A 23,107-nucleotide genomic window follows, 5' to 3' on the forward strand; every position below is an offset into this window, starting at 1 on the left:
CGGGTCGATGGGCGGGATCGTCAACCAGCCGCAGGCGCCGCAGCATCGGCCACCTCCATCGGATGGGGGGTGGCGGCGTGACCGTGACCGGGATGGTCGATCAGCACGTTCGCCAGTTGGAAGATCAGGTCGCGGGTGCCGCGATAACCGATGGTGACGCGGTGCGCGCCGCCCAGGCGGTCATAGACCGGGAAGCCGGCGCGGAAGTGGGGGATGCCCTGGTGCTGGCAGGTCAGGCGGGCATTGGTGTTGGAAATCACCAGATCGACGCCCCCGGCTTCCAGGATCTGGTCCTCCAGATCGTCGAAATCGCCGACGATCACCCGGTCGCACGGCATCTCGGCCAGGAAGGGCTGGGGCAGGGTGGTGACCGCCGCCGCCAGCTCGCCGCCCATGTCGGCCAGCAACTTGCCCCAGCTCCACAGGAAATCGGGCTCGCCGGCCACCGCGAACGAGCGGCCGCCGAAATAGAAGTGGCCGTCCAGCATGGCATCGACCAACTGGCTGCGGGCGCGGCGCAGCCTGGCCGGCACCGGCTTGCCGGCGGCGGTGGACAGGCAGACCATCAGGCGGTCGACCGCTTCCAGGCCGGTCAGGCGGTCGAACACCAGGAAGGGAACGCCGGTGCGTTCGTGCAGCGCCTCGGCGGCCCCTCGCATATGGTCACCGATGGCGATGGTCAGCCGGGCCTTGCCCATGTGGCGGGCGGCCTCGATCGTGGCGCCGCCCAGGGTGGTGGGGATGAAATGGTCCGGCACATGACCATCGACCGAGCCCGACAGATCGGGCAGCACCACCGGCTTCAGGCCGAACATCTCGACGATGTCGCACAGATGCTCGATGTCGCCGGGGGTCAGGTGGATGCCGGGCAGGATGTTGATGCGGGCGCCGTCGGGGACCGAGCCCGAGACCGGCTCGACCAGATTGTTGATGATGGCGGTGACCGCCTTGCTCCAGCCGGTTTCCAGCGAGCCCTCGAATTCCGGCGCCGACACCGGCACGACCTTGGTGTCGGCCAGTTCCGGATTGCGGCCCAGGATCACCTTCAGGTCGCCTTCCATGTCCTCGCCGCGGGTTTCGGTGAGAGCGGTGGAAATCAGGCCGATCACCTTGGGCTTGGTGCGCTTGGCGATGTTGACCAGCGCCGGCTCGACATGGTCCATGCCGCCCAGGATGGTGGAAATCTCGTTCATCGCCGTGGTCTGCAGCGGGATGGCCTCGCGGAAGTGGCGCACCAGCATCACCAGGGCGAAGGCGGTGCAGCCTTGGCTGCCGTGCAGCAGCGGCATGGTCTTGTCCATGCCCATGAAGGCCATCGCCGCGCCCAGGGGCGCCGACAGCTTCAGCGGGTTCGACGAAACGGGATGTCCGTGGCTGACGATCAGGGCCATCGGCTTACTCCTCGATTTCCCAGGGGGCCGGCTTGCGGATCTGGGACCAGATGGGATTGGAAAGGGCCAGGTCGATCTGGCGCACGAGTTCCAGCATGCCGTCATAGCCGGCATATTGGTGGTGGCGTTCCTGGTTGATGTCCAACCACGGCGTCTTGGCCTTCAAGGCGACGAACTGCGAACGCCCGCCCGACAGCATGATGTCGGCGCGGCCATCCTTGAACATCTGGTACATGTCCTTGGGCGCGATGGCGTCGACCAGCTTGTCCTCGTCGCCGCCCAGGCGGTCCAGGGCCTTTTCCTTGTCGGCCTCGGTCGATTTGCGCACCGAGGTCCCGACCACTTCCATCCCCATTTCCTGCAAAGCGTGGATCACCGACCAGCTTTTGACGCCGCCGGTGTACAGCAGCACGCGCTTGCCGGCCAGGCGGGCCTTGTAGGGTTCCATCGCCGCCCAGGTCTTGGCCTCTTCCTCGGCGATCAGGGTCTCGGTGCGGGTCAGCAGTGCGGCGTCGGCGCCCCGTTCCACCAGCATGCCGGCGATGGCGCGCAAGGCTTCCGAGGTGTCGGAAATGCCGTAGAACGAGCCCTCGAAGAACGGGATGCCCCAGCGCTCCTTCATCTTGCGGGCCAGCGTCACCAGGGCCTGGCTGCACACCACCATGTTGGCCCGCGCCGTATGGGCGGCGGCGACGTCGTTATAGCGGGCGTCGCCGGTGATGGCGGTGCGCAGGCGGATGCCAAGGCGGGCCAGCAGGTCGCGGACCAGATCCATCTCGCCGGCGACGTTGTATTCGCCCAGGATGTTGATGTCGGTCGGGCCGGCATCGGTGGGCTCGCGGGTGCCGATGACGTAATCGATCAGCGCCTCGCCGGCCAGGCGGTTGCCCAGATTCTTCGAGCCCACGAAGCCCGGGGCCTCGACCGGGATGACCGGGGTGCCCATGCGTTCGGTGGCGGCGCGGCAGACGGCGACGATGTCGTCGCCGATCAGGGCCGACACGCAGGTCTGATAGACGAACACCGCCGGCGGATGGTGCTTGTCGATGACCCGGCGGATCGCCTTGTACAGCTTCTTCTCGCCACCATTGATGATGTCCATGTTGGACAGATCGGTGGTGAAGCCGCGACGATAAAGCTCGGGGCCGGTGGTCCCGGTATTGCGGGTGTCCCACGAATTTCCTTCGCAGGCGATCGGCCCGTGGACCAGATGAACGACGTCGGTGATGGGCTGCAGGGCGATCTTGGCGCCGTCGAAGGCGCAGCCGCCGGCGGCGGCTCCCGGCACCAGCTGCTTGCCGCAGCCCTTCTTACGCTCGGACGCCGACTTCGCCTGATTGGTGGCGCAGCCGGGTTCGGTCATCAGGTCCTGGATCTTTTTCTTGAGCATGGGTGGCGGCCCTCCTCAGTCTTCGATCTCACTGATGCAAAGGGCGGGCCAGAAGTTGGAATGGCTCGAATCCGCGCCTTTCCGCGCTGTTGTCGGATGTCGTTGTCGGACATGCGACAAGGGGGCGACAAAAAACCCGGGGCCTTGTCGCCAAGGCCCCGGGCTATTGTGATCGTTACCGCTGCAGGGTTTAGCGGGTCAGATCGTAGGAGATGTCCGAAGAGGCGTCGGCCACTTCGAAGACCCGGTCGAGGATTTCGACCAGCACCCTGAGAGCACCCTGATACCCGAAGGTCGGGAAGCGGTGGTGGTGGTGACGGTCGAAGATCGGGAAGGTCAGACGGATCAGCGGGATGCCGGTGTCCTTCTCGAGGTACTTGCCGTAGGACGAGCCGATGATGAAGTCGGTCGGCTCGGTGAACAGCAGCGAGCGCAGGTGCCAGAGGTCCTTACCGGCCCACACCTGGCCTTCGGCGCCGAACGGCGAGGAAGCCAGCAGTTCCTTGACCTTCGCTTCCCAATCCTTGCCACCGTTGGTGGCCAGGACGTGGGTCGGCTCGCAGCCCATTTCCAGCAGGAAGGCGGTCATGGCCAGGGTGAAGTCGGGATCGCCGAACACAGCGAACTTCTTGCCATGCAGCCAGGCCTGGCTGTCGGTGATGGCATCGACCAGACGGCCGCGCTCCTTTTCGATGGAGGCGGGAATGGCCTTGCCGGTCAGTTCCGAAACCTTCATCAGGAAGGCGTCGGTGGCACCGATACCCATCGGATAGTTGAAGGCGGCGGTCTGCTGGCCCTTGGAGGCGATCAGTTCCATGGTCTTCAGGCTGCAGAATTCCTGCAGGCTGATGGTGGCCTTGGCGTTGATGGAGTCGCGGGCTTCGGCGATGGTGGTGCCGCCGTCATACATGCGGTACTCGCCGTCCGAGGGAGTGTCGTACACTTCCGAGACGTCGCCGATCAGGGTGTATTCGACGCCCATGGTGTCGAGGTAACGCTTGATCTCGCGGTTGTTGGCGACCGCGTAGCCGTCGAAACCGGGGATGATGTTGATCTTCGAGCCCGGCTTGGCGGTCAACTGGGCTTCACGTTCCCAGAAGTACTGCAAGATGCCCTTGATCTGGTTGTCGTAGCCGGTGGTGTGGCTGCCGACGAACGACGGGGTGTGGGCGAAGGGGACCGGGAAGTCGGCCGGAACCGATTCCTTTTCCTTGGCGGTGGCGATGAAGGCCGACAGGTCGTCGCCGATGACTTCCGCCATGCAGGTGGTCGAGACCACGATCATCTTCGGCTTATAGAGCGCATAGGCGTTCTGCAGGCCTTCGACGATGTTGGTCAGGCCGCCGAACACCGCCGCGTCCTCGGTCATCGAGTCGGCGACGATCGGCACGGCTTCCTTGAAGTGACGGGCCAGGTGCGAGCGGAAATAGGCGACGCAGCCCTGCGAACCGTGGACGTAGGGCAGGGTGCCCTCGAAACCGGCGGCGGCGAACACGGCGCCCAGCGGCTGGCAAGCCTTGGCCGGGTTGATGGTCGCGGCTTCACGGGCGAAGTTCTTTTCGCGATATTCCCAAGTCTTGGTGTACTCGGACTGGGCTTCGACGGCCTCGTCGGTCGGCCGGCACTCGAACTGGGCCTTCTTCGAGGCGAACAGCTCCTTGTATTCCGGCTCCTGGAACAAGGAAATGTGGTCTTTGACCTTGGCAGCGCTCTGGGGCATGGCAACTCTCCTTACTACCTCCCCGCGCCCCCGTTTTGTGGGCGTCACGCGGGGAGGGGTGTTTTCCGATAAACCTCATACCGCCCGGCTGGCGAACCGCCCCGCGGGGGGCGGTTCTCGCCGAGACGGCGGGCTCAGGCGCCGCTCGGGCTAGCCGGTCGGCGGACCTAAGCCGACCGGTGTCAGGCAGCCTTCCAGGGAGCCTTGAACTTGCTCCAGATCGGGCTGTTGATGGCCATGTCCATGTCACGAGCGAAGATGGCGAAGCCGTCATAGCCGTGATAGGGGCCGGAATAGTCCCACGAGTGCATCTGGCGGAACGGCACGCCCATCTTCTGGGTGGCGTACTTTTCCTTGATGCCCGAACCGACCAGGTCGGGGCGGATCTTCTCGATGAACTTCTCGAGCTCGTAGCCCGAGACGTCGTCATAGATCAGGGTGCCGTCCTTGACGTAATCGGTGGTGCGCTGATAGTCGTCGTTGTGGCCGAATTCATAGCCGGTGCCGACGATGTTCATGCCCAGATCGTCATAAGCGTTGGACACGTGACGCGGGCGCAGGCCGCCGACATACAGCATGACCTTCTTGCCTTCCAGACGCGGCTTGAACTTGGCCATGATCTCGGCGACCAGCGGCTCGTACTTGGCGATGACCTCTTCGGCCTTCTTCTGGATGGTCTCGTCGAACTGGGCCGCGATCTTGCGCAAGCTCTTGGCGATCTGGCTGGGACCGAAGAAGTTATATTCCACCCACGGAATGTTGTACTTCTCTTCCATGTGGCGGCAGATGTAGTTCATCGACCGATAGCAGTGGATCAGGTTCAGCTTGGCCTTGGGAGCGCGCTCCATTTCAGCCAGGGTGGCGTCGCCCGACCACATGCCGACCACGCGCAGACCCATCTCTTCCAGCAGACGCCGGCTCGGCCAGGCGTCGCCGCCGATATTGTAGTCGGCGATCAGGTTGACGTCGTAGGGGCCGGTTTCCCACTCGGGCTTGCTCTTCTCGAACACCCAATCCCGGATGGCGTCATTGGCGATGTGGTGACCCAGCGACTGGGACACGCCGCGGAAACCTTCGCAACGGACCGGAACAACGGTCTTGCCGATGTCCTTGATCTTCTTCTTGGCAACGGCTTCGATGTCGTCACCGATCAGGCCGATCGGGCATTCCGACTGAACCGAGATACCCTTGTTCAGGGGGAACATCTCGTTCAGCTCGTCGATCATCTTGTCGAGCTTCTTGTCGCCGCCGAACACGATGTCCTTCTCTTGGAAGTCCGAGGTGATCTGCATGGTGACGAACGAGTCGATGCCGACCATGCCGTTGAAGTAGTTGCGGCGCTGGGACCACGAATACTGGCCGCAGCCGACCGGACCATGGCTGATGTGGACCATGTCCTTGATCGGACCCCACACCACGCCCTTCGAGCCGGCATAGGCGCAACCACGAATGGTCATCACACCCGGAACCGACTTGATGTTGGACTTCACGCCACAAGTGGAAGAACCGGCATCGTCGGTCTTCTTGACGTTGAGGTGACGGCCACGCTTCTTGGCGGCCTTTTCCGGGTACTGCTCGAGGACCTCTTTGATCAGGCCTTCGTGGAACGCAGCGTCGTTGGTTTCGTCGAGGCTCATGCCCCTTCTCCTTTCCTAGGGTTCCGCCATCCCCGCCGCCGCCATACGAGCGGCGGGGGGCGAACTACTGGGTCACGCAGGTCCGGATCAACCGGCGCAGAGGGTCTTTTCCTTGGCGGCCAGCTCGGCCAGCTGCTGCTCGTCCGACTTCATGATGCCGAACTCGAGCAGCATGTCTTCCAGCTCTTCCATGCTGATCGGGGTCGGGATGGTGCCCTTGCCGCCGTTGGCGTGGATCTTGGTGGCCAGCTGACGGTACTCGGCAGCCTGCTGCGAGTCCGGCTTGTACTGGATCACGGTCTGGCGACGCAGCTCGGCGTGCTGGACGATGTTGTCGCGCGGCACGAAGTGGATCAGCTGGGTGTTCAGCTTGGCGGCCAGGCTTTCGGCCAGGTCCAGCTCGCGGTCGGTCTGACGCTCGTTGCAGATCAGGCCGCCCAGACGGACGCCGCCGGTGCCGGCATACTTCAGAATGCCCTTGGCGATGTTGTTGGCGGCGAACAGCGCCATCATCTCGCCCGACATGACGATGTAGATTTCCTGGGCCTTGTTTTCGCGGATCGGCATGGCGAAGCCGCCACACACCACGTCACCCAGCACGTCGTAGGACACATAGTCCACGTCGTCATAGGCGCCGTTCTCTTCCAGGAAGTTGATGGCGGTGATGACGCCGCGGCCGGCGCAGCCGACGCCCGGCTCCGGACCGCCGGCTTCGGTGCACTTGATGCCCTTGTAGCCGATCTTCATGACGTCTTCGAGTTCCAGGTCCTCGACCGAGCCGGCCTTGGCGGCCAGGTGCAGCACGGTGTCCTGCAGCTTGGTGTTGAGGATCAGGCGGGTCGAGTCAGCCTTGGGGTCGCAGCCGACGATCAGGATCTTTTGATCCATCTCGACCAGAGCGGCCAGGGTGTTCTGGGAGGTGGTGGACTTGCCGATACCGCCCTTACCATAGAAAGCGATCTGACGAGGCATATGATGTTCCTTTCGCTAGTCTAAGCTTCCGAATGGGTCGACGGGGGCATCGGCCTCCGCCTCGGAAAGCTATGCAGCAAAGGGCGTGCCAACTTGGAAAAGCGGGCAACATTTCAATAAAAACAATACACTAACACTGTTTGTAGGTCCCGACACACCCCTGTCGGGAAGCCGACACGGTGTCGTATGCCGCACAAGGCGGGGTGGGTTTTGGTGGGGTCTCGCCTTGATTTGTTGCAAGGCACAAAGATTGCATGGTCTTTCCGGAACGTTCGGGAGCAGGCGGCAGTGAATCAATCGCCCAAAGTCAGTTTTGGTCAGTCCACCAACCTGGTTGGCTTGCCGACGGCGCTTTTGGCCAGCCGTGAGTTCAACGCCCATCCGGTGCCGCTGGACATCTCCGGTGCCCGCGAAATGAACAAGAACCTGTTCGAAATGCTGTCACATGCGCCGGATCTGGCCGATGCCGGGGTGGCCTTCCAGTCTTATATGAATGCGATGTTCGGCATCGATCCCGAGCAGCAGGAAAACAAGGGGCCGACCCGACGTTACCGTTCGTCGTTCCTGCGTCTTTTGAAGGGCTGGGGCTATGACAGCAACAGCCACGAGGGCGCGGTGCTGAAGGGCTGGGTGCAAAGCCGGTTCGGCCTGGTCCCCACCTTCCATAAGGATGTCATCGACCGCATATCCGGTCCGGTGTGGAACACCTATGTCGAAGAGAAGATGTCCAGCCGCTTCCACAACAACTCGATCTACACCCAGCTGGACATGCTTTACACCTTCTGCCAGTGGGCGTTGCGCCACTTCGGCTCGGAGGCCACGACCCACCACACCCTTTATCGCGGCACCAATTCCTTCGACGAACATCAGATCGTCGAGCGGATCGACAAGCGTCAGGTGGTGATTCGCATCAACAACCTGGCGTCCTTTTCCTCGGATCGCGACGTCGCCGGCTGTTTCGGCGACGTCATCCTGACCGCCCAGGTGCCGGCGGTGAAGATCGTTTTCTTCAACACCTTATTACCGGTTCATCCGCTGAAGGGAGAGGGCGAGTTTCTCGTCATCGGCGGGGAATACCTGGCTCAGGCCAGCTACATTTAGGAAAGGTCATTCGCATGTACGATGTTCCCTTGATGGATCGCGCCTTGGGCGCCTATCTGGGCTTCGCCGTCGGTGACGCCTTGGGCGCCACCGTCGAGTTCATGACCAAGGGGGAGATCCAGACCAAATACGGGGTGCATCGCAAGATGATCGGCGGCGGCTGGCTGCATCTGGCCCCGGGCCAGGTCACCGACGACACCGAAATGGCCCTGGCCCTGGGCCGGTCGCTGATCCGCAAGGGCCGCTTCGACGCCGTCGATACCTGCGAGGAATTCGCCGCCTGGATGAAGACCGGGCCGGTCGATATCGGCAACACCTGTCGGCGCGGCATTCGCCGCTATGTCATTCACGGTTCGGTCGAAGGTCCGGTGTGCGATGGCGATGCCGGCAACGGCGCCGCCATGCGGGTGCTGCCGCTGGCTCTGGCCACGCTTCACCAGCAAGACCGCACCACCGACTGGACGCTCAGCCAGTCACGCATCACCCACAACCATCCCTTGTCGGATTCGGCATCGCTGGCGTTGGTGCGCATGGTGCACGCGCTGTTGTCGGGCGGCGGCATGAAGGGGGCGCGCGCCGTCGCCACCGCCCTGGTCGATGAGCACAAGACCTTCCGCTTCGAGAATTTCCGCGGCCAAAGCTCGGCCTATGTGGTCGATACCATGCAGACGGTGCTGCACCACTATTTCATCACTGATTCGTTCGCGGATTGCGTCACCCAGACGGTCAATTACGGCGGCGACGCCGACACCACCGGCGCCATCGCCGGCATGCTGGCCGGTGCGTGCTATGGGGTGGGCGACATTCCCAAGGCGTGGCTGTCCAAACTGGACAAGCACGTCGCCGAGGAAATCCGCGCCCAGGTCCCTAAGCTGATTGCTCTTGGGCAATAGAGGCGGGGGCGGGCGCCTTGCATGAACCGGGGTGATGGTCGTGCTTGGGGCAGCCCTCGCCGATGCCGGTTCCGTTCAGCCCGATCCACGCCGCCACCTTGGCCTCGTCCCAGCCGACCATGCGGGTGTCACCCGCCTGCATCAAGGGGCGGCGGATCAGAAGCGGATCGGCCAGCAGCAGGGCCATCGCCTGGCTGGCGCTGATCAGTTCGGGAACGATTTCGCCGGACTTGACCCTGGGGCTCGCGCGGTTGAACCATTGCGCCGTCGGCAATCCGGTCATGAAGGATGCCAGCTCGATGCTGGTCCACGGATGGGTCAGCAGGTCGCGAACGTCGAGGCTGTGTCCGGAATCCGACAATGCCTTCTTCTGGCGTGCGTTTCCGCCGCATCCGGGCTTTTCGAAGAAAATCACATGGGCCATAGTCCCCTCCCTGATTAGGACAGCCCTCGCCGGGCGGGGCCTTCGGCCCCTTGGCCGCCGCCGCAATGGCGGCTGGTTTCACATCCGCATGCGGGCCGCGAAGGCGGTGACAACGTGAAGGAAAACGGGGGCGCCTCCGCCGGGAAGCGCCCCCTGTATCGATCTGCGCGCTTCCGCCACTATCGGCGCAGATCGATCTCGACACCGGGCTCGCCGGTGAACTCGACCAGGATATCCTCGTCCTGGACCAGGTACTGACAGGCCAGGCGATAGGCCGGCGGCATGTCCTCGACCTCGGCCTTGGCCAGGGTTTCCTTGCTCAGCTTGCCATTGACGGACAGGGTCAGCTTTTCCTTGTCGGTCAGATGGATGGCCTTGGGGGCGTTCTTGCCCAGGTGGGTCACCTTGATCAGGCACGAACCGCACTCACCGTCCTGGCACTGGAAGGGGATGGCGATGTTGGCGGCCTTGGCCACCGACAAAAGGGTTCCACGGTCGCCGGCCACCGCATAGACGGTGACGTCCTTGTCCAAAGTCGGGCCGCTGAAGGTAACGTTGGCCATCGATTGCGCTCCTCTCTCTCTTAGGGTGTCGCGCCCGCAAACAAGGCGGCGACTTCGGCCAGGCTCATGTCGATCGGGGTGATGCCCTCGACCTCCAGGAACTTCAGCTCGTTGCGGGTCAGGTCTCCCACCGGGACCACGGCGAAGCGCGGCCCGCTGGAATGTTTGATGATCGAGCGGGCGAAGGTCCGCAGGATCTGGTCGTAGAACCGGCAGCCCAGGAAGACGAAGCCGCGTTCCTTGCGGCGGTCCTTCACCGCCTGCGGAATGGGCAAGCCCAGGTCGATGTCGGTCAGCACCTCGACATAATCGGCGTCCGAGGCCAGCACGTCGCCGGCCGGCTGCGCCGCGCCGTGCGGCTTGTAGAGCACGGTGGCGGCCTGGGCGGCCTGGGCCTCGGTGGTTTCGGCGCCGTCGGAGCCATAGGCGCGGTACCACGGCGCGTCGCCGGTACGCCGGGCCTTCGAGGTGCCCTGGACCAGCGCCCAATCGGCGCGCGGCGCCAGGCATTGCGCCAGCGTGCCGTCGTACCAGGTATCGACGATCAGCGGCACGCCGGGCAGGGCGGCCAGCCAGCTGTGCAGGATCGACGGCGCCGGCACCGGCTTGAACACTTCAAGCATCAGCTTGTCGAGGGTGACGCGGTGGCGGAAGGTCTCGATATACTGGGCGGTGTGCCACAGATTGTTGCGAATCCGCCCCGGAACCGCCACCCGGCTGGACAGCAGGTGGGCAAGGTCGCGGGCGCCGACCGGCACCGGGCAGGCCTCGGGCGACAGGGTCAGCACCTCGGGGCCGAGGAAGGGAATCAATTGTCCGCCGGCGACCCGATGGCCGATATCGGAAACGATATCCCTAAGCGTGGCGGCGGCGTTCATGGGTTCAATCCTCGTCGTCGGCGAGCTTGCGGGCTTCGACGGTGATGGGCATGGGGGTGTCGGCCGGCATGTCGGGCATCTGGAACGACCAGCCGTTGCCGATGCGGATCACACCGCCCCACAGGCCCGGCTTCTCGGCGAACACCACCTTTTCTTCCAGGTCCTTCTTGGGGACGTAGATTTCAAAGCTGTCACCGACCTTGCGCAGGGTCACCTTCATGCCGAAGCCTCCAGGCATTCGAGTTCATGTCCGCGCATGCCTACCAGCATGCCGCGATCGACGAAGTCGATGGCGTAGACATAGAAGCGGTTGAGATAGGTCCCGACCGACTTCACATAGCCGACGTCACCGGTATGGATCAGGTAGGCGCCGATGGGCATGCCCGGATAGGTGCCGTCATTGCGGATTTCCCGCAAAGACTGGACCTTGTCCCCGGCTTCGAACCGCGGCGAGGAGTAGAGTTCGCTCTCGTCGGTCATCGGCGCCTCCTGAAACGGACGTCAGCCCTGGACGATGCAGCCGTCCGTCGGGCATACCGCGGTGCACTTCGGCGCATCGCCGTCGCATTCGGTGCAGGCCGAGGCCTTGATCACATAGACGTCGCCCTTCATCGAGATGGCGGCGTTGGGGCATTCGAATTCGCAGGCGCCGCAGGCGGTGCATTCTTCGGCGAGGATCTTCATGGCCATGATGGTTCTCCTTGGAAGGACAGGGGGGTCAGGCGATGGAACCGAGGGTCTGGCGGCCGTTCAGGCCGGCATACCAATCGGCGATGGCGGTTTCGATGTAATCGAAGGGATAGGCGTCGATGGCGGCGATGCCGGCGGCGGCCAAATCCTTCTTGGGGCACGAGCCGATCTTCGAGACGAAAACCGCCGCAACACCGGCCAAGGTCGGGATCAGCTGGTCTTCCAGCACGTCCTCGTCGCCCCAGCCGCCTTGGCAGTAATTCTCGACCTTGCGGTGACCGACGAAGCGGACACCGGCCTGATCGACCTCGTAGACCTGGAATTCGCTGGCATGGCCGAAATGCTGGTTGATGCGCCCGCCGCCCTTGGTGGCGACGGCGACCAGCTGGGCCGGTGCGGCGGTGACGGTGGCGGCCAGTTCGTCCTCGGCCACCAGGACGGCGGCCCGACGATCGGCGCGCTCGCGCTCGACCACTTCACGGTACAGGCGCCGGGCCTCGGGATCGTACTCAAGGTCGGGATCGATGCTGTCCAGCATGAAATCCTGCGACAAATCCTCGCCCAGCATGCCGATGGCGTCGGCCCGGCACTGGCGGCAATGGCGCATCAGGTTGGCACCGCCGGCCAGCTTGTCCTGCAGGTCCTTCAGCTCGGCCGGCGATGGGCCGCGCTGGCCGGTCAGGCCGAAATGGGTGCCGTGTTCCGGCGCCGAGATCAGCGGCATGACATTGTGCAGGAAGGCGCCACGCGCCTTGATGGCGGCGTTGACGTCCAGCAGGTGCTGGTCGTTGATGCCGGGGATCATCACCGAGTTGACCTTGACCAGGATACCCTTGGCGGTCAGCGCCTCGAGGCCTTCCATCTGGCGCTCGTGCAGGATCTTCGAGGCGTCGAGGCCGGTATAGCGCTTGCCGTTGAAATAGATCCACGGATAGATCGCCGTGCCGACCTCGGGGTCCACCATGTTGATGGTGATGGTGACGTGGTCGATATTGTGCTCGGCCAGGGCATCGACATGGTCGGGCAGGGCCAGGCCGTTGGTCGAGACGCAGAACTTGAGGTCGGGCAGGCGCTTCTCGACCAGACGGAAGGTCTCGAAGGTCTTGCGCCAGTCGTACAAGGAATCACCGGGGCCGGCGATGCCCAGAACCGACAGCTGCGGCACCTTGTTGGCGACGGCGACCACCTTCATGGCGGCCTGTTCCGGACTCATCCGTTCGCTGGTCACGCCGGGGCGGGACTCGTTCGAACAATCGTACTTCCGGTTGCAGTAATTGCACTGGATGTTGCAGGCCGGCGCCACCGCCACATGCATGCGGGCGAAATAATGGTGCGCCTCTTCGGAATAGCAGGGGTGGTCCTTGATCTTGTCCCACACATGGGCGGGCATGTCGTCGGGTCCCGAGGACGAGCCGCAGCTCGACTTCGACGAACAGCCACTGGCCTGAGGCTTGGACGCACCGCGCTTGGCGATGCTGTTCAGGGATACGATGTTGCTCGTCACCGGCAGCCTCCACGGATTGAGGTCTCTTGCCGATAAGCTTTGCAACGATGATGCCAACTTCAAAAGTGGCTGAGTTCTGCGGTTTTTTGGGGTTTTGTCGGTTGTCGCATCCCCGACATCGCGTCGGGGATGCGACAGATCACAATTGGCGGATTTCGATGTTGTGCTTTTTCAGCGCATAGCCGATCTGGCGCGGCGTCAGGCCCAGCAGGCGGGCGGCCTTGGCCTGGACCCAGCCGCAACGCTCCATCGCCTGGATCAAGCGGCCGCGTTCGTCGTCGGCGTCCAGTTCGGCCTCGTCGCCGTCGCCAGCGGGAACCGGGGCCGGCTGCGCCGCCGGGGCAGGGGCCGGGGTCTGGGGCGCCGGGGTAGGATGGTGATGGTGGTGGTGGCCCGCATCATGGGGCTGAATCGCCGCCGCCAGATTCGACTGGCCCGGCTTGCCGCCCCACAAGGTGGATGACAGGCAGGTGTCGCGCTTGCACGACAGGTCGATCTCGTCGATCACCCCGTCGGCGGCCATGGTCGCCGAACGGTAGACGCAATTTTCCAGTTCGCGGACATTGCCGGGGAAATTGCAGCGTTGCAGGGTCTGCAGGGCCTTGGCGGTGATGCCGACGGTGCGCCCGTTTTCCTGGTTGAACTGCTTGAGGAAATGGTCGGCCAGGGCCGGGATGTCGGCCTTGCGGTCGCGCAGCGGCGGCAGGAAGATCGGCACCACGTTCAGGCGGAAGTAAAGGTCGGCGCGGAACTCGCCCTTGGTGACGGCGGCTTCCAGGTCGCGGTTGGTGGCGGCGACCAGACGGACATCGACCTTGATGGTCTTGACGCCGCCGACCCGCTCGAACTCGCCTTCCTGCAGCACGCGCAACAGCTTGGACTGGAAGGCCTGGGAAATCTCGCCGATCTCGTCCAGGAACAGCGTGCCGCCATTGGCCAGCTCGAAGCGGCCCTTGCGTTCGGCGATGGCCCCGGTGAAGGCGCCTTTTTCGTGGCCGAACAATTCGGATTCCAGCACGCTTTCCGACAATGCCGCGCAATTGACCTTGATGAACGGCTTTTGCGCCCGCTTCGACATCTGGTGCAGCGCCTGGGCCATCATTTCCTTGCCGGTGCCGGATTCGCCGCGCAGCAGCACGGTGGCCTTGGTCGGCGCCGCCTGCTGGATCTGGCCCAGCACGTTGCTGATGGCGTCCGAGGCGCCGATGATGTCGTCCATGCCGTGCGGCGCGGCGGATGGCGCGATCTTGATGACCTGCTTTTGCAGGCGGACATTGTCCTCCATCAGCCGCTCGCGGTCGGCCAGCACCTTGCGGTACAGGCTGACGGTCTGGCCGATCAGGGTGCCGACCATGGTCAGGAAGCGGATATCGTGCTGGAAGCCGCGCAACGCCCCAGACTCGCGGCCGCGCAACACCGACAGCGACCCGAACGGCTTGTCGTTGGTCTTGATCGGCACGCACAGGAAGGCCAGGCTGTCGTCGTCGGGCTCCAGGAATTCGGCGATGTAATCGGCCAGATCGGGGTCGCCGACGGCGCTGGGGACCACCATCGGCATGCCGCGATCGACCACCGGGCGGATGGCCTCGACCGGATAGCGGATGCCGCCGCCTTTGGCCTCGGCCAAAGACATGCCGGTGACCGCGGCCATGACCAGACGGTCGTCGTGATCGGTCAGCATGATGACGCCGTGACGCATGGCCAGATACGAAGACAGGATGTTCAGAACATCGTGCAAGGCGCGGTCGAGGTCGAAACTGGCCCCCAGGACCTTGCCGATCTCATAAATCCCGATCAGATGGGCTTCGCTGTCATCGATCCTGATCTTGTTCACACCGGTATCCTGTGCTGGTCAATCGTGCACATAAATTGTGCATACTTGGCATATGGCTAAACAATGGGCTCCGGTCAAGCGACTGTCGGTTACAAATTCGCTGGGCCGGCACGGCGGATTGTCCCGGCGACCGGCCTCAGATGGGGGCGCGGCCGACCGAGATCAAGGCGCGGCCCCAGCCTAGCGTTTGGTTTTCAACTGGTCGATCGAGACGAATCCGGCCTGGGGCGCCTGGTCCTTGAACACCTTGAACATCTTTTCCTTGACCCCGCTCGAGGTCAGAAAATCGCTGTAGGCCGAGGCCAGGCAGGATTGGCAGGCTTCGAACTGGTCGGATTCCGCCATTTCCGCCACCTTGGCGCGGGCCATGTTCTCGTTGAACCGCTTGAGGATGTGCAGGCGGCTGACGTTCAGGACCGCCTGTTCAAAGGGCACGTCCAGCGCGGCGAAGAATTCCTCGGCCGCCGACAATCCCTGCAACTTGTTCAAGATGGTGCTCATGGTCGCTGCCTTTGCCGCTGGTTTGCCGTGCCATTACCTCAGCAAGCTTCGTGCCATACGCCCAACCCTCAGGCCGGCACCACCACGCCGAGGCCAACCCGGTTGCGGCCGGCATGCTTGGCCTGGTACAGGGCGGCGTCTGCGGCGGCGACCAGGGTGTCGTGGCTGCCTGAATCACCGGGAACCGTCGAGGCGACGCCGACGCTGAGCGTGACGTGGTCGCTGGTCAAGCTGGCGCCGTGGGGCAGGGCCAGGATTTCGACGGCGTGGCGGATGCGCTCGGCCACCGCCTTGGCGGCGTCGGGGTCGGTGTTGGGCAGAACCACCACGAATTCCTCGCCGCCATAGCGCGCAGCCAGATCGCCCTGGCGGAACACCTGGGCACCGATGGCCTGGGCCACCGCCTTCAGGCAGGCATCGCCCTTCTGGTGCCCGTAGGTGTCGTTATAAAGCTTGAAATGATCGACATCGATCAGCAGCACCGACAAGGGCGTGCCCTCGCGCTTGTTGTGCAGCCATTCGGCCTCGATCTTTTCGTCGAAGGACAGGCGGTTGGCCAGGCCGGTCAGGCCGTCCTTGACCGCCAGGCTTTGCAAGGCCATCTGGGCCAGACGCTGTTCGGTGTTGTCGCGCAAGGTTTCGACCACCGCCTGCAACACGCCGTTCTCGTCGAAGATCGGGCCGGCGTCGATGGCCAGGAACAGCCGCTTCTTGACCTTGGGCATGACGCACCAATTCTCGGCCTTCAACCCCAGCGTCCCGGTGGTGGGGTCGGAATGGGTCTCGTAAAGGCGGTCCAGTTCCTCGGTGCTGCCCAAGGCCAGGATGTCGGCCAGGCAATGCCTGGGCTCGTCGTAAAAGGCCCGCCAATGGTCCGAGGTGCCCAGGATATCCTCGGCCATCACCCCGGTCAGCCGCTCGCAGGCCTTATTCCAGATGATGACGCGGCGTTCAGCATCCAGCACGAAGGTCGGCACCACCAGGTGCTGCATCAGACGAACGGCGAAGGCATGGCCGTCGCTCAGATCCTGGGCATTGTGCACGTATATTTCCCCCGGGCGCGCTATGACAAAAGATTGGGCTTACAATAGCGCGACCGGAACAGGTTGAGAAGAGGCAGGGGCGCGCAATTAAACCTCAAGAAAAGTGTTGGTATAGGGGTCCAGGCGGAACAGCTTGCCTTCTTCCATGTTGTAGAACCAGCCGTGCAGCATCAGACGGCTTTGTTCGACCCGCTCGCGCACCCAGGGGAAGGTCATCAGGTTGGCCAGCGAGATGGCGACGGTTTCCTGCTCGCACATCCGCCGTGCCGCCTCGATGGGCTGGCCGGCCGACAGGGTCAGGGCCAAGGCCCGGTCGCGGGCGGCCCGCGCGATGGTCATCCAACCCTTGATGAAGTCGGTCTGGTCGCCCGACTGGTTTTCCACCAGCGCGCGGACGCCGCCGCACTGGGCGTGGCCCAGGACCACCACGTGCTCAACCTCGAGGCCGCGCACGGCGAATTCCAGTGCCGCCGAGGTGCCGTGATGGCCCTGGTCGGGAGCATAGGGCGGGATCAGATTGGCGACATTGCGCAGCACGAACATCTCGCCGGGCTGGGCGTCGAACAAGATGGCCGGATCGACGCGCGAATCGCAGCAGCCGATCAACAGCACTTTCGGGGTCTGTCCTTGTTGGGCCAGGGTCTCGAACAGGCCCCGGTTCTGGGCGAAATTCGTTTCGCGGAATCGGCGGAAGCCGTCGATCAGCTTGTCCATGTGGTCCTCCCAGGTGACAATCGGTGGCCTGTTTATCATGATCGGGTCGGCGGCCAAAGGGAGTCATTGATGTTCATCTTGTCCAAAGTGGTTGGAATCCTTACAAATCCGACCAATTTGGCGTTCTTGATCATGGGGTTGGCGGCCATTTTGCTGCTGACGCGCTGGCATCGATTGGGCCGGACCGTCCTGCTGTGGGAATGCCTGGTGCTGCTGATCGTGGCATTATCGCCGATCGAGGAATGGTTGATCGCACCGCTCGAGGACCGCTTCCCCCCGCCGGCCAAGCTGGAGCGGGTCGACGGGATTGTCGTCCTGGGGGGGGCCATCGATCCGGTCGGCTCGGCCTTGCGGGGCCAGCCCAATGCTGGCAGCGCCATCGACCGGATCACCGCCATGATCGAGCTGTCCCGGCGGTTCCCAGATGCCACCGTGATCTTCACCGGCGGCTCCGGCAGCGTCACCGAACAAGCCTATAAGGAAGCCACCGCCGTCCGTCAGTATCTTGCCCAACTGGGCATCGATGGCAGCCGCATCCTGTTCGAGGAGCAATCACGCAATACCCGCGAGAACGCCGCGTTTTCCCTGCCGCTGGCCAATCCCCGCCCGGGTCAGGTCTGGCTGCTGGTGACCTCGGCCAGCCATATGCCGCGCTCGGTCGGGGTGTTCCGGGCCGCCGGCTGGCCGGTGACCGCCTGGCCGGTCGATTACGCCACCAACGGCACCGCCTCGGTGGCGCACGTGCGCTTCAACCTGCCGGCCGGGCTGGGGGTCCTGGGCGCCGCCCTCCACGAATGGGTCGGGCTGGTGTCCTATCGGCTGCTCGGCTGGACCACCGACTGGTTCCCGGCACCGTGACGGTTGCCGGGCTTCGATCGAATGTGGCACAAGGGCGCGGTCTTTCGCGGTCGAGGTATTCCATGCGTATTCTGGTGGCGGCACTTCTGGTGGTGGGTTCTTTGGGGCCGGCCATGGCGCAAGAGCCCGCGCGCGACTTCCAAACCTGGCTGAAGGAGGTCGAACGCGACGCCCTGGCCCAGGGGATCAAGGCCGAGACGGTCGAGACCGCCCTGAGCGGAATCCAGCACATCGACAAGGTGGTCGAGCTGGATCGTCGTCAACCCGAGTTTACAATCACCTATCAGCAATATATCGACCGCGTGCTGACGCCCTCGAAGATCGAGCGAGGCCGCAAGCTGCTGGCCGAGCACCGGGCCGTTCTGTCCGAGATCGAGCGACGCTATCACGTCCAATCCAAATATGTGGTGGCCCTGTGGGGCATCGAGACCGATTTCGGCCGGGTCACCGGCGGCTATCCGGTGGTCTCGGCCCTGGCCACGCTGGGGTTCGACGGCCGACGCTCGGCCTATTTCCGCGGCGAGTTGATGAACGCCCTGAAGATTCTGGACGAAGGCCATATCAGTCCGCAGGCCATGCTGGGCTCGTGGGCCGGGGCCATGGGGCAATGCCAGTTCATGCCGTCCTCGTTCCTGCGCTTCGCCGAGGATTGGGACGGCGACGGCAGGCGCGACATCTGGGGCACCAAGCCCGACGTCTTCGCCTCGGCATCCAACTACCTGCTGCGGTCCGGCTGGAACGGCGACGAGACCTGGGGCCGCGCCGTCACGCTGCCCAAGGGCTTCGACACCCGGCTGATCGGCCTGGACACCCGGAAAAGCCTGGCCGAGTGGAGCGCCCTGGGCCTGACCGCCGCCAACGGCAAGAAACTGCCCAAGGCCGACCTGCAGGCGTCGGTGATCTATGCCGAGAACGGCAAGGGGCCGACCTTCCTGGTCTACGAGAATTTCCGCACCATCCTGAAATGGAACCGGTCGACCTATTTCGCTCTGGCCGTCGGCCATCTTGCGGAGCGGATCGGCGCCAAGTAGACTACCACATCTTTGGGTGACGGCCGAGGGGGCAACTAGATGATGCGGGCGACACGGCATAGGCCGCGACCCTGGGCGGCGCTGTTGCTGTCGGCCACGCTGCTGACCGGCTGCTCGGAGATGAATCTGTTCGGCCACATGGCCAAGCGGGCCGCCGGCGACGACCCTCCGCCGGTCGGCGGAGCGGCCCCCAATTACAAGATCGGCAAGCCCTATCAGGTCAAGGGCGTGTGGTACTATCCGCGTGAGGATTGGGAATACGACGAATCCGGCATCGCCTCGTGGTACGGCCCCGACTTCCACGGCAAGCAGACCGCCAACGGCGAGATCTTCGACCAGAACGCCGTGTCGGCGGCGCACAAGACCCTGCCGATGCCGTCGGTGGTGCGGGTGACCAACCTGGAAAACGGCCGCGCCCTGGTGATCCGGGTCAATGATCGCGGCCCCTTCGCCAACGGCCGGGTCATCGATCTGTCGCGGCGAGCCGCGCAATTGCTGGGCTTCGAGGGGCAGGGCACCGCACGGGTGCGCGTGCAGATCATGCCCGAGGAAAGCCGCGCCCTGGCCGGCAAGCTGAACACCGCGCCGACTGCGGGCGGCCGCGAGCCGCAAGTGGCCGCCGCCCCGCGCGAGAGCGTGACCGCCGAGACCCTGCCGGCGCCGGGCAGCCGCGAGGCGCCGCGCACCATTTCCAGCGGCACCGTTTCGTCGCCGGCCGAAGCCCGCAACGCCCAGGCGCTGGCCAAGGCCGAACGCGCCCTGGCCAACCCGGACGTCCAGATGGATTCGGTCAAGGCGACCAGCCTGTTCGTCCAGGCCGGCGCCTTCAGCCGTCACGACAACGCCCTTCGCCTGCAGGCCCGCCTGTCGGGGGTGGGCCGTCCGGTCATCTCGCAGACCCATGTCAAGGGGCAGACCCTGTTCCGGGTTCGCTTCGGCCCGCTTTCCAGCGTCGAAGAGGCCGACCGCCTGCTGGAATCGGTCATCGCCACCGGGCAGCAGGATGCCCGCGTCATCGTCGATTAATTGAACCGAGGACTTTTCCGTTGAAGATCGATCCGTTGCCGTCCATTCGCCTGCTGGTTCTGGCCCTGTGCCTGCTGGTCGCCGTTCGCCCGGCCGCCCAGGCCGAGCCGCTCGAGACCTCGGCCCGCCAGGCCATCATTCTCGATTATCGCACCGGGGCGATCTTGCTGGAAAAGAACGCCGACGAGTTGATGGCGCCGTCGTCGATGAGCAAGCTGATGACCGCCTATCTGGTCTTCGAGAAGCTGAAGGAAGGCAGCTGGAAGATGGATGACCGGCTGCCGGTGTCGGAAACCAGCTGGAAACGCCATTTCAAGTCTGGCGGCTCGCTGATGTTCCTGCCGGTCGGTTCCGAGGCCAAGGTGTCCGACCTGATCCGCGGCGTCATCATCCAGTCGGGCAACGACGCCTGCTCGGTTCTGGCCGAGGCCCATTCCGGCACCGAGGAAGCCTTCGCCGAATTCGCCACGCGGCGCGCCCGCGATCTGGGCATGCGCAACACCACCCTCAGGAACGCGTCGGGCTGGCCCGACCCCGAGCATCTGACCACCGCGCGCGACCTGTCGATCCTGGCCCGGCGCCTGATCACCGACTTCCCGGAATTTTTCCCGATCTATTCGGAACGGGAATTCGTCTTCAACGGCATCAAGCAGGGCAACCGCAATCCGCTGCTGTACGGGGTGTCGGGCGCCGACGGGCTGAAGACCGGCCACACCGAACTAGCCGGTTACGGCCTGGTCGGCACCGTCAAGCGCGGCGAGCGCCGGCTGATCATGGTGATCAACGGCCTGAAGTCGATGAAGGACCGCGCCGAGGAAAGCCAGCGCCTGATCGAGTGGGCCTATCGCGAATTCGAGAATTACGCCCTGTTCAAGGTCGGCGACGTCGTCACCGATGCCGAGGTGTGGCTGGGCGAACAGGCCACCATCCCGCTGGTCGCCGCCGAGCGCCTGGAAGTGACCATGCCGCGCCGGGCTCGCCAGGGCATGAAGGTGACGGCGGTCTATACCGGCCCGATCGCCGCGCCCATCCGTCGCGGCGAGGTGGTCGGCAAGCTGGTGATCACCGCGCCGGGGATCGAGACGGTGGAACTGCCGCTGGCCGCCGGCGCCGATGTCGCCAAACTGGGCGTGATCGGCCGCATCAGCACGGCCTTGCGCCATATCCTGTGGGGGCCGAAGGGCTAGAATTGATGCGCGGACGGTTCATCACCTTGGAAGGCGGGGAGGGGGCCGGGAAATCGACCCAGATCCGCCTGTTGGCCGCCGCGCTGGAATCCATGGGCAAGCCGGTGATTCTGACGCGTGAGCCCGGCGGCTCGCCCGGGGCCGAGGCCATCCGCGCCCTGCTGGTCACCGGCGACACCGACCGCTGGGACGCGCGCACCGAGGCCTTGTTGCATTCGGCGGCGCGGCGCGACCATCTGGTCAAGACGGTGTGGCCGGCCTTGGAGTCCGGCCAGTGGGTGCTGTGCGACCGCTTCGCCGATTCGACCATCGCCTATCAGGGCCATGGCCATGGCCTGCCCATCGACGAGCTCGAGCGCCTGACCGCCTTGACGGTCGGCGACTTCGCCCCCGACCTGACCCTGATCCTGGACTTGCCGGTCGAGGCCGGGCTGGCCCGCGCCGGCGGCCGTGGCGGGGCCGAGGATCGCTATGAACGGATGGGATTGGATTTCCACCGCCGCCTGCGCCAGGGCTTCCTGGACATCGCCCGACGCCATGCGGACCGCTGCGCGGTCATCGACGCCACCCAGGGGCCGGAATGGGTGCACCAGGCCGTCCTGGCGGTGGTGACTCAGCGACTGGCCGCATGACCGACATCCCCCATCCCCGGGCCAATCCCCATCTGGTCGGCCATCAGGCTGCCGAGCGGGTGTTCCTGGATGCGTGGAATTCGGGCCGCATGGCCCATGCCTGGCTGCTGACCGGGCCCAAGGGCATCGGCAAGGCGACCTTGGCCTATCGCATCGCCCGCTTCGCCCTGGCCGGCGGCGGCGAGGGCGGCGGGCTGTTCGGCGGCCCGCCCGACAGCCTGGAGATTTCCGCCGATCATCCGGTGTTCCACCAGATGGCCTCGCAGGCCCACCGCGACCTGAAGGTGATCGAACGCGGCGTCGCCGACGAGAAGAAGGGCAAGCTGAAGTCCGAGATCGTCGTCGATGACGTCAGGAAGATCGGCGACCTGTTCCACCAGACCGCCGATGCCGGCTGGCGGGTGGTGCTGATCGACGCCGCCGATGAAATGAACCGCAACGCCGCCAACGCCGTCTTGAAGGTGCTGGAAGAGCCGCCGCGTCAGGCGCTGATCCTGCTGGTCTGCCACAGCCCCGGCCGGCTGTTGCCGACCATCCGCTCGCGCTGCCGCAAGCTGGCCTTGAATCCCCTGTCGGAACAGCATGTCAGCCAGCTTCTGTCCCATTATCGCCCCGAGCTGACCGATTCCGAGATCGCCGCCCTGGCCCGCCTGGGCGAGGGCAGCCTGGGCAAGGCGCTGGGCCTGGCCGCCGAGGGCGGGCTCGAGCTTTATCAGGAATTGATGGGCCTGCTGGTGGCGCTGCCGCGGCTGGACGTGCCGGCGCTGCACGCCTTCGCCGACCGCACCAGCCGCCCCGAGGCCGAAGCCGCCTGGCGCACGGTGACCGAATTGCTGGTATGGTGGCTGGCCCGCCTGGTCCAGGTCGGCGGACGCGAGGGCAGGGGCATGGCCGAGGTGGTTCCCGGCGAGGGCCAGGTGATGGCCCGGCTTCTGGCCGCCGCCGGCCTTGAACGCTGGCTTGAGCTGTGGGAAAAGGTCTCCGCCCTGTTCGGTCGCACCGACGCGGTCAACCTGGACCGCAAACAGGCCATCCTGACGGCGTTCCTGGCGATCGAACGTCTGGCCAAGGGTTGATCCGGGCCGCCGCCGCGCCCAGGTCCAGCATAGTGATACGGA

At 64.6% G+C, this 23,107-nt stretch carries 24 protein-coding genes; 8 read left to right on the top strand and 16 right to left on the bottom strand.

Annotated elements, in window-relative coordinates; translation table 11 throughout:
- Positions 1 to 20 precede the first annotated feature (20 nt).
- From nifN to nifH, 5 genes are all read right to left on the bottom strand, one after another.
- Complete coding sequence (gene nifN, locus MTBLM5_RS02675; RefSeq protein ID WP_173974258.1) at positions 21 to 1,391, bottom strand: nitrogenase iron-molybdenum cofactor biosynthesis protein NifN; 1,371 nt, start codon at positions 1,389 to 1,391, stop codon at positions 21 to 23.
- Between the two features lie 4 nt (positions 1,392 to 1,395).
- Positions 1,396 to 2,781 (bottom strand): nitrogenase iron-molybdenum cofactor biosynthesis protein NifE, encoded by a 1,386-nt coding sequence (gene nifE / locus MTBLM5_RS02680; RefSeq protein WP_173974259.1) that lies wholly within the window; start codon positions 2,779 to 2,781, stop codon positions 1,396 to 1,398.
- Between the two features lie 190 nt (positions 2,782 to 2,971).
- A complete protein-coding gene (gene nifK / locus MTBLM5_RS02685; RefSeq protein ID WP_173974260.1) occupies positions 2,972 to 4,501 on the bottom strand; it encodes a nitrogenase molybdenum-iron protein subunit beta in 1,530 nt (509 codons plus the stop codon).
- A gap of 182 nt (positions 4,502 to 4,683) precedes the next feature.
- The gene (nifD, locus tag MTBLM5_RS02690; RefSeq protein ID WP_173974261.1) at positions 4,684 to 6,138 is read right to left on the bottom strand and encodes a nitrogenase molybdenum-iron protein alpha chain; all 1,455 of its coding nucleotides are present in this window, start codon (positions 6,136 to 6,138) and stop codon (positions 4,684 to 4,686) included.
- Positions 6,139 to 6,225: 87 nt separating this feature from the next.
- Positions 6,226 to 7,110, bottom strand: a complete 885-nt coding sequence (gene nifH, locus MTBLM5_RS02695; protein WP_173974262.1) for a nitrogenase iron protein — start codon at positions 7,108 to 7,110, stop codon at positions 6,226 to 6,228.
- A gap of 288 nt (positions 7,111 to 7,398) precedes the next feature.
- Between nifH and MTBLM5_RS02700 the strand changes: the two genes are divergently transcribed.
- A complete protein-coding gene (locus tag MTBLM5_RS02700) occupies positions 7,399 to 8,211 on the top strand; it encodes an NAD(+)--dinitrogen-reductase ADP-D-ribosyltransferase (RefSeq protein ID WP_254430874.1) in 813 nt (270 codons plus the stop codon).
- Positions 8,212 to 8,225: 14 nt separating this feature from the next.
- Positions 8,226 to 9,104 (top strand): ADP-ribosyl-[dinitrogen reductase] hydrolase, encoded by an 879-nt coding sequence (gene draG / locus MTBLM5_RS02705; protein ID WP_173974264.1) that lies wholly within the window; start codon positions 8,226 to 8,228, stop codon positions 9,102 to 9,104.
- On the opposite strand, the gene MTBLM5_RS02710 is transcribed toward draG, so the two are convergent.
- The 11 genes from MTBLM5_RS02710 to MTBLM5_RS02760 all read right to left on the bottom strand — a co-directional run bounded on the left by MTBLM5_RS02710 (position 9,079) and on the right by MTBLM5_RS02760 (position 17,255).
- Positions 9,079 to 9,528 (bottom strand): ArsC/Spx/MgsR family protein, encoded by a 450-nt coding sequence (locus tag MTBLM5_RS02710; protein WP_173974265.1) that lies wholly within the window; start codon positions 9,526 to 9,528, stop codon positions 9,079 to 9,081. The genes draG and MTBLM5_RS02710 overlap by 26 nt on opposite strands.
- Before the next feature lie 179 nt (positions 9,529 to 9,707).
- Positions 9,708 to 10,091, bottom strand: a complete 384-nt coding sequence (locus MTBLM5_RS02715; RefSeq protein ID WP_173974266.1) for a 2Fe-2S iron-sulfur cluster-binding protein — start codon at positions 10,089 to 10,091, stop codon at positions 9,708 to 9,710.
- Between the two features lie 20 nt (positions 10,092 to 10,111).
- Positions 10,112 to 10,969, bottom strand: coding sequence for an SIR2 family protein (locus MTBLM5_RS02720; RefSeq protein WP_173974267.1), 858 nt, complete (start codon positions 10,967 to 10,969; stop codon positions 10,112 to 10,114).
- Positions 10,970 to 10,973: 4 nt separating this feature from the next.
- Positions 10,974 to 11,189, bottom strand: coding sequence for a putative nitrogen fixation protein NifT (gene nifT / locus MTBLM5_RS02725; protein WP_173974268.1), 216 nt, complete (start codon positions 11,187 to 11,189; stop codon positions 10,974 to 10,976).
- A complete protein-coding gene (locus tag MTBLM5_RS02730; RefSeq protein WP_068503748.1) occupies positions 11,186 to 11,449 on the bottom strand; it encodes a nitrogen fixation protein NifZ in 264 nt (87 codons plus the stop codon). Before MTBLM5_RS02730 ends, nifT begins: the two co-directional genes overlap by 4 nt.
- Positions 11,450 to 11,470: 21 nt before the next feature.
- Positions 11,471 to 11,659, bottom strand: a complete 189-nt coding sequence (locus MTBLM5_RS02735) for a 4Fe-4S dicluster domain-containing protein (protein ID WP_068503746.1) — start codon at positions 11,657 to 11,659, stop codon at positions 11,471 to 11,473.
- Between the two features lie 28 nt (positions 11,660 to 11,687).
- The gene (gene nifB / locus MTBLM5_RS02740; RefSeq protein ID WP_173974269.1) at positions 11,688 to 13,163 is read right to left on the bottom strand and encodes a nitrogenase cofactor biosynthesis protein NifB; all 1,476 of its coding nucleotides are present in this window, start codon (positions 13,161 to 13,163) and stop codon (positions 11,688 to 11,690) included.
- Between the two features lie 139 nt (positions 13,164 to 13,302).
- Complete coding sequence (gene nifA / locus MTBLM5_RS02745; RefSeq protein ID WP_173974270.1) at positions 13,303 to 14,997, bottom strand: nif-specific transcriptional activator NifA; 1,695 nt, start codon at positions 14,995 to 14,997, stop codon at positions 13,303 to 13,305.
- Between the two features lie 180 nt (positions 14,998 to 15,177).
- On the bottom strand, positions 15,178 to 15,498 hold the full coding sequence (gene nifW / locus MTBLM5_RS02750; RefSeq protein WP_173974271.1) for a nitrogenase-stabilizing/protective protein NifW: 321 nt from the start codon (positions 15,496 to 15,498) through the stop codon (positions 15,178 to 15,180).
- Positions 15,499 to 15,566: 68 nt separating this feature from the next.
- A complete protein-coding gene (locus MTBLM5_RS02755; RefSeq protein ID WP_254430875.1) occupies positions 15,567 to 16,541 on the bottom strand; it encodes a diguanylate cyclase domain-containing protein in 975 nt (324 codons plus the stop codon).
- Between the two features lie 87 nt (positions 16,542 to 16,628).
- Positions 16,629 to 17,255 (bottom strand): carbonic anhydrase, encoded by a 627-nt coding sequence (locus MTBLM5_RS02760; RefSeq protein ID WP_173974272.1) that lies wholly within the window; start codon positions 17,253 to 17,255, stop codon positions 16,629 to 16,631.
- A gap of 132 nt (positions 17,256 to 17,387) precedes the next feature.
- Here MTBLM5_RS02760 and MTBLM5_RS02765 point away from each other — a divergent pair, with 132 nt between their 5' ends.
- From MTBLM5_RS02765 to MTBLM5_RS02790, 6 genes are all read left to right on the top strand, one after another.
- A complete protein-coding gene (locus MTBLM5_RS02765) occupies positions 17,388 to 18,113 on the top strand; it encodes a YdcF family protein (protein WP_173974273.1) in 726 nt (241 codons plus the stop codon).
- Positions 18,114 to 18,175: 62 nt separating this feature from the next.
- The gene (locus tag MTBLM5_RS02770; RefSeq protein ID WP_173974274.1) at positions 18,176 to 19,144 is read left to right on the top strand and encodes a lytic transglycosylase domain-containing protein; all 969 of its coding nucleotides are present in this window, start codon (positions 18,176 to 18,178) and stop codon (positions 19,142 to 19,144) included.
- Positions 19,145 to 19,183: 39 nt separating this feature from the next.
- Positions 19,184 to 20,170 carry a septal ring lytic transglycosylase RlpA family protein gene (locus MTBLM5_RS02775; RefSeq protein ID WP_217424956.1) on the top strand — a complete coding sequence of 329 codons (987 nt, stop codon included), beginning with the start codon at positions 19,184 to 19,186 and terminating at the stop codon, positions 20,168 to 20,170.
- A gap of 20 nt (positions 20,171 to 20,190) precedes the next feature.
- Positions 20,191 to 21,357: a D-alanyl-D-alanine carboxypeptidase family protein gene (locus tag MTBLM5_RS02780; protein WP_254430876.1), complete on the top strand. Its 1,167-nt coding sequence runs from the start codon at positions 20,191 to 20,193 to the stop codon at positions 21,355 to 21,357.
- Between the two features lie 5 nt (positions 21,358 to 21,362).
- Complete coding sequence (gene tmk / locus MTBLM5_RS02785) at positions 21,363 to 21,989, top strand: dTMP kinase (RefSeq protein WP_173974275.1); 627 nt, start codon at positions 21,363 to 21,365, stop codon at positions 21,987 to 21,989.
- The gene (locus MTBLM5_RS02790; RefSeq protein WP_173974276.1) at positions 21,986 to 23,065 is read left to right on the top strand and encodes a DNA polymerase III subunit delta'; all 1,080 of its coding nucleotides are present in this window, start codon (positions 21,986 to 21,988) and stop codon (positions 23,063 to 23,065) included. Before tmk ends, MTBLM5_RS02790 begins: the two co-directional genes overlap by 4 nt.
- The last annotated feature ends 42 nt before the right edge of the window (positions 23,066 to 23,107 follow it).

Source organism: Magnetospirillum sp. LM-5, from assembly GCF_902729445.1.
Classification (GTDB): Bacteria; Pseudomonadota; Alphaproteobacteria; order Rhodospirillales; family Magnetospirillaceae; genus Magnetospirillum.

Bases quoted from the DNA above. Each gene is read 5' to 3' on its own strand.
- nifN (WP_173974258.1), bottom strand. From the start codon at position 1,391: ATGGCCCTGATCGTCAGCCACGGACATCCCGTTTCGTCGAACCCGCTG.
- nifE (WP_173974259.1), bottom strand. From the start codon at position 2,781: ATGCTCAAGAAAAAGATCCAGGACCTGATGACCGAACCCGGCTGCGCC.
- nifK (WP_173974260.1), bottom strand. From the start codon at position 4,501: ATGCCCCAGAGCGCTGCCAAGGTCAAAGACCACATTTCCTTGTTCCAG.
- nifD (WP_173974261.1), bottom strand. From the start codon at position 6,138: ATGAGCCTCGACGAAACCAACGACGCTGCGTTCCACGAAGGCCTGATC.
- nifH (WP_173974262.1), bottom strand. From the start codon at position 7,110: ATGCCTCGTCAGATCGCTTTCTATGGTAAGGGCGGTATCGGCAAGTCC.
- draG (WP_173974264.1), top strand. From the start codon at position 8,226: ATGTACGATGTTCCCTTGATGGATCGCGCCTTGGGCGCCTATCTGGGC.
- MTBLM5_RS02710 (WP_173974265.1), bottom strand. From the start codon at position 9,528: ATGGCCCATGTGATTTTCTTCGAAAAGCCCGGATGCGGCGGAAACGCA.
- MTBLM5_RS02715 (WP_173974266.1), bottom strand. From the start codon at position 10,091: ATGGCCAACGTTACCTTCAGCGGCCCGACTTTGGACAAGGACGTCACC.
- MTBLM5_RS02720 (WP_173974267.1), bottom strand. From the start codon at position 10,969: ATGAACGCCGCCGCCACGCTTAGGGATATCGTTTCCGATATCGGCCAT.
- nifT (WP_173974268.1), bottom strand. From the start codon at position 11,189: ATGAAGGTGACCCTGCGCAAGGTCGGTGACAGCTTTGAAATCTACGTC.
- MTBLM5_RS02730 (WP_068503748.1), bottom strand. From the start codon at position 11,449: ATGACCGACGAGAGCGAACTCTACTCCTCGCCGCGGTTCGAAGCCGGG.
- MTBLM5_RS02735 (WP_068503746.1), bottom strand. From the start codon at position 11,659: ATGGCCATGAAGATCCTCGCCGAAGAATGCACCGCCTGCGGCGCCTGC.
- nifW (WP_173974271.1), bottom strand. From the start codon at position 15,498: ATGAGCACCATCTTGAACAAGTTGCAGGGATTGTCGGCGGCCGAGGAA.
- MTBLM5_RS02760 (WP_173974272.1), bottom strand. From the start codon at position 17,255: ATGGACAAGCTGATCGACGGCTTCCGCCGATTCCGCGAAACGAATTTC.
- MTBLM5_RS02765 (WP_173974273.1), top strand. From the start codon at position 17,388: ATGGGGTTGGCGGCCATTTTGCTGCTGACGCGCTGGCATCGATTGGGC.
- MTBLM5_RS02770 (WP_173974274.1), top strand. From the start codon at position 18,176: ATGCGTATTCTGGTGGCGGCACTTCTGGTGGTGGGTTCTTTGGGGCCG.
- MTBLM5_RS02775 (WP_217424956.1), top strand. From the start codon at position 19,184: ATGATGCGGGCGACACGGCATAGGCCGCGACCCTGGGCGGCGCTGTTG.
- tmk (WP_173974275.1), top strand. From the start codon at position 21,363: ATGCGCGGACGGTTCATCACCTTGGAAGGCGGGGAGGGGGCCGGGAAA.
- MTBLM5_RS02790 (WP_173974276.1), top strand. From the start codon at position 21,986: ATGACCGACATCCCCCATCCCCGGGCCAATCCCCATCTGGTCGGCCAT.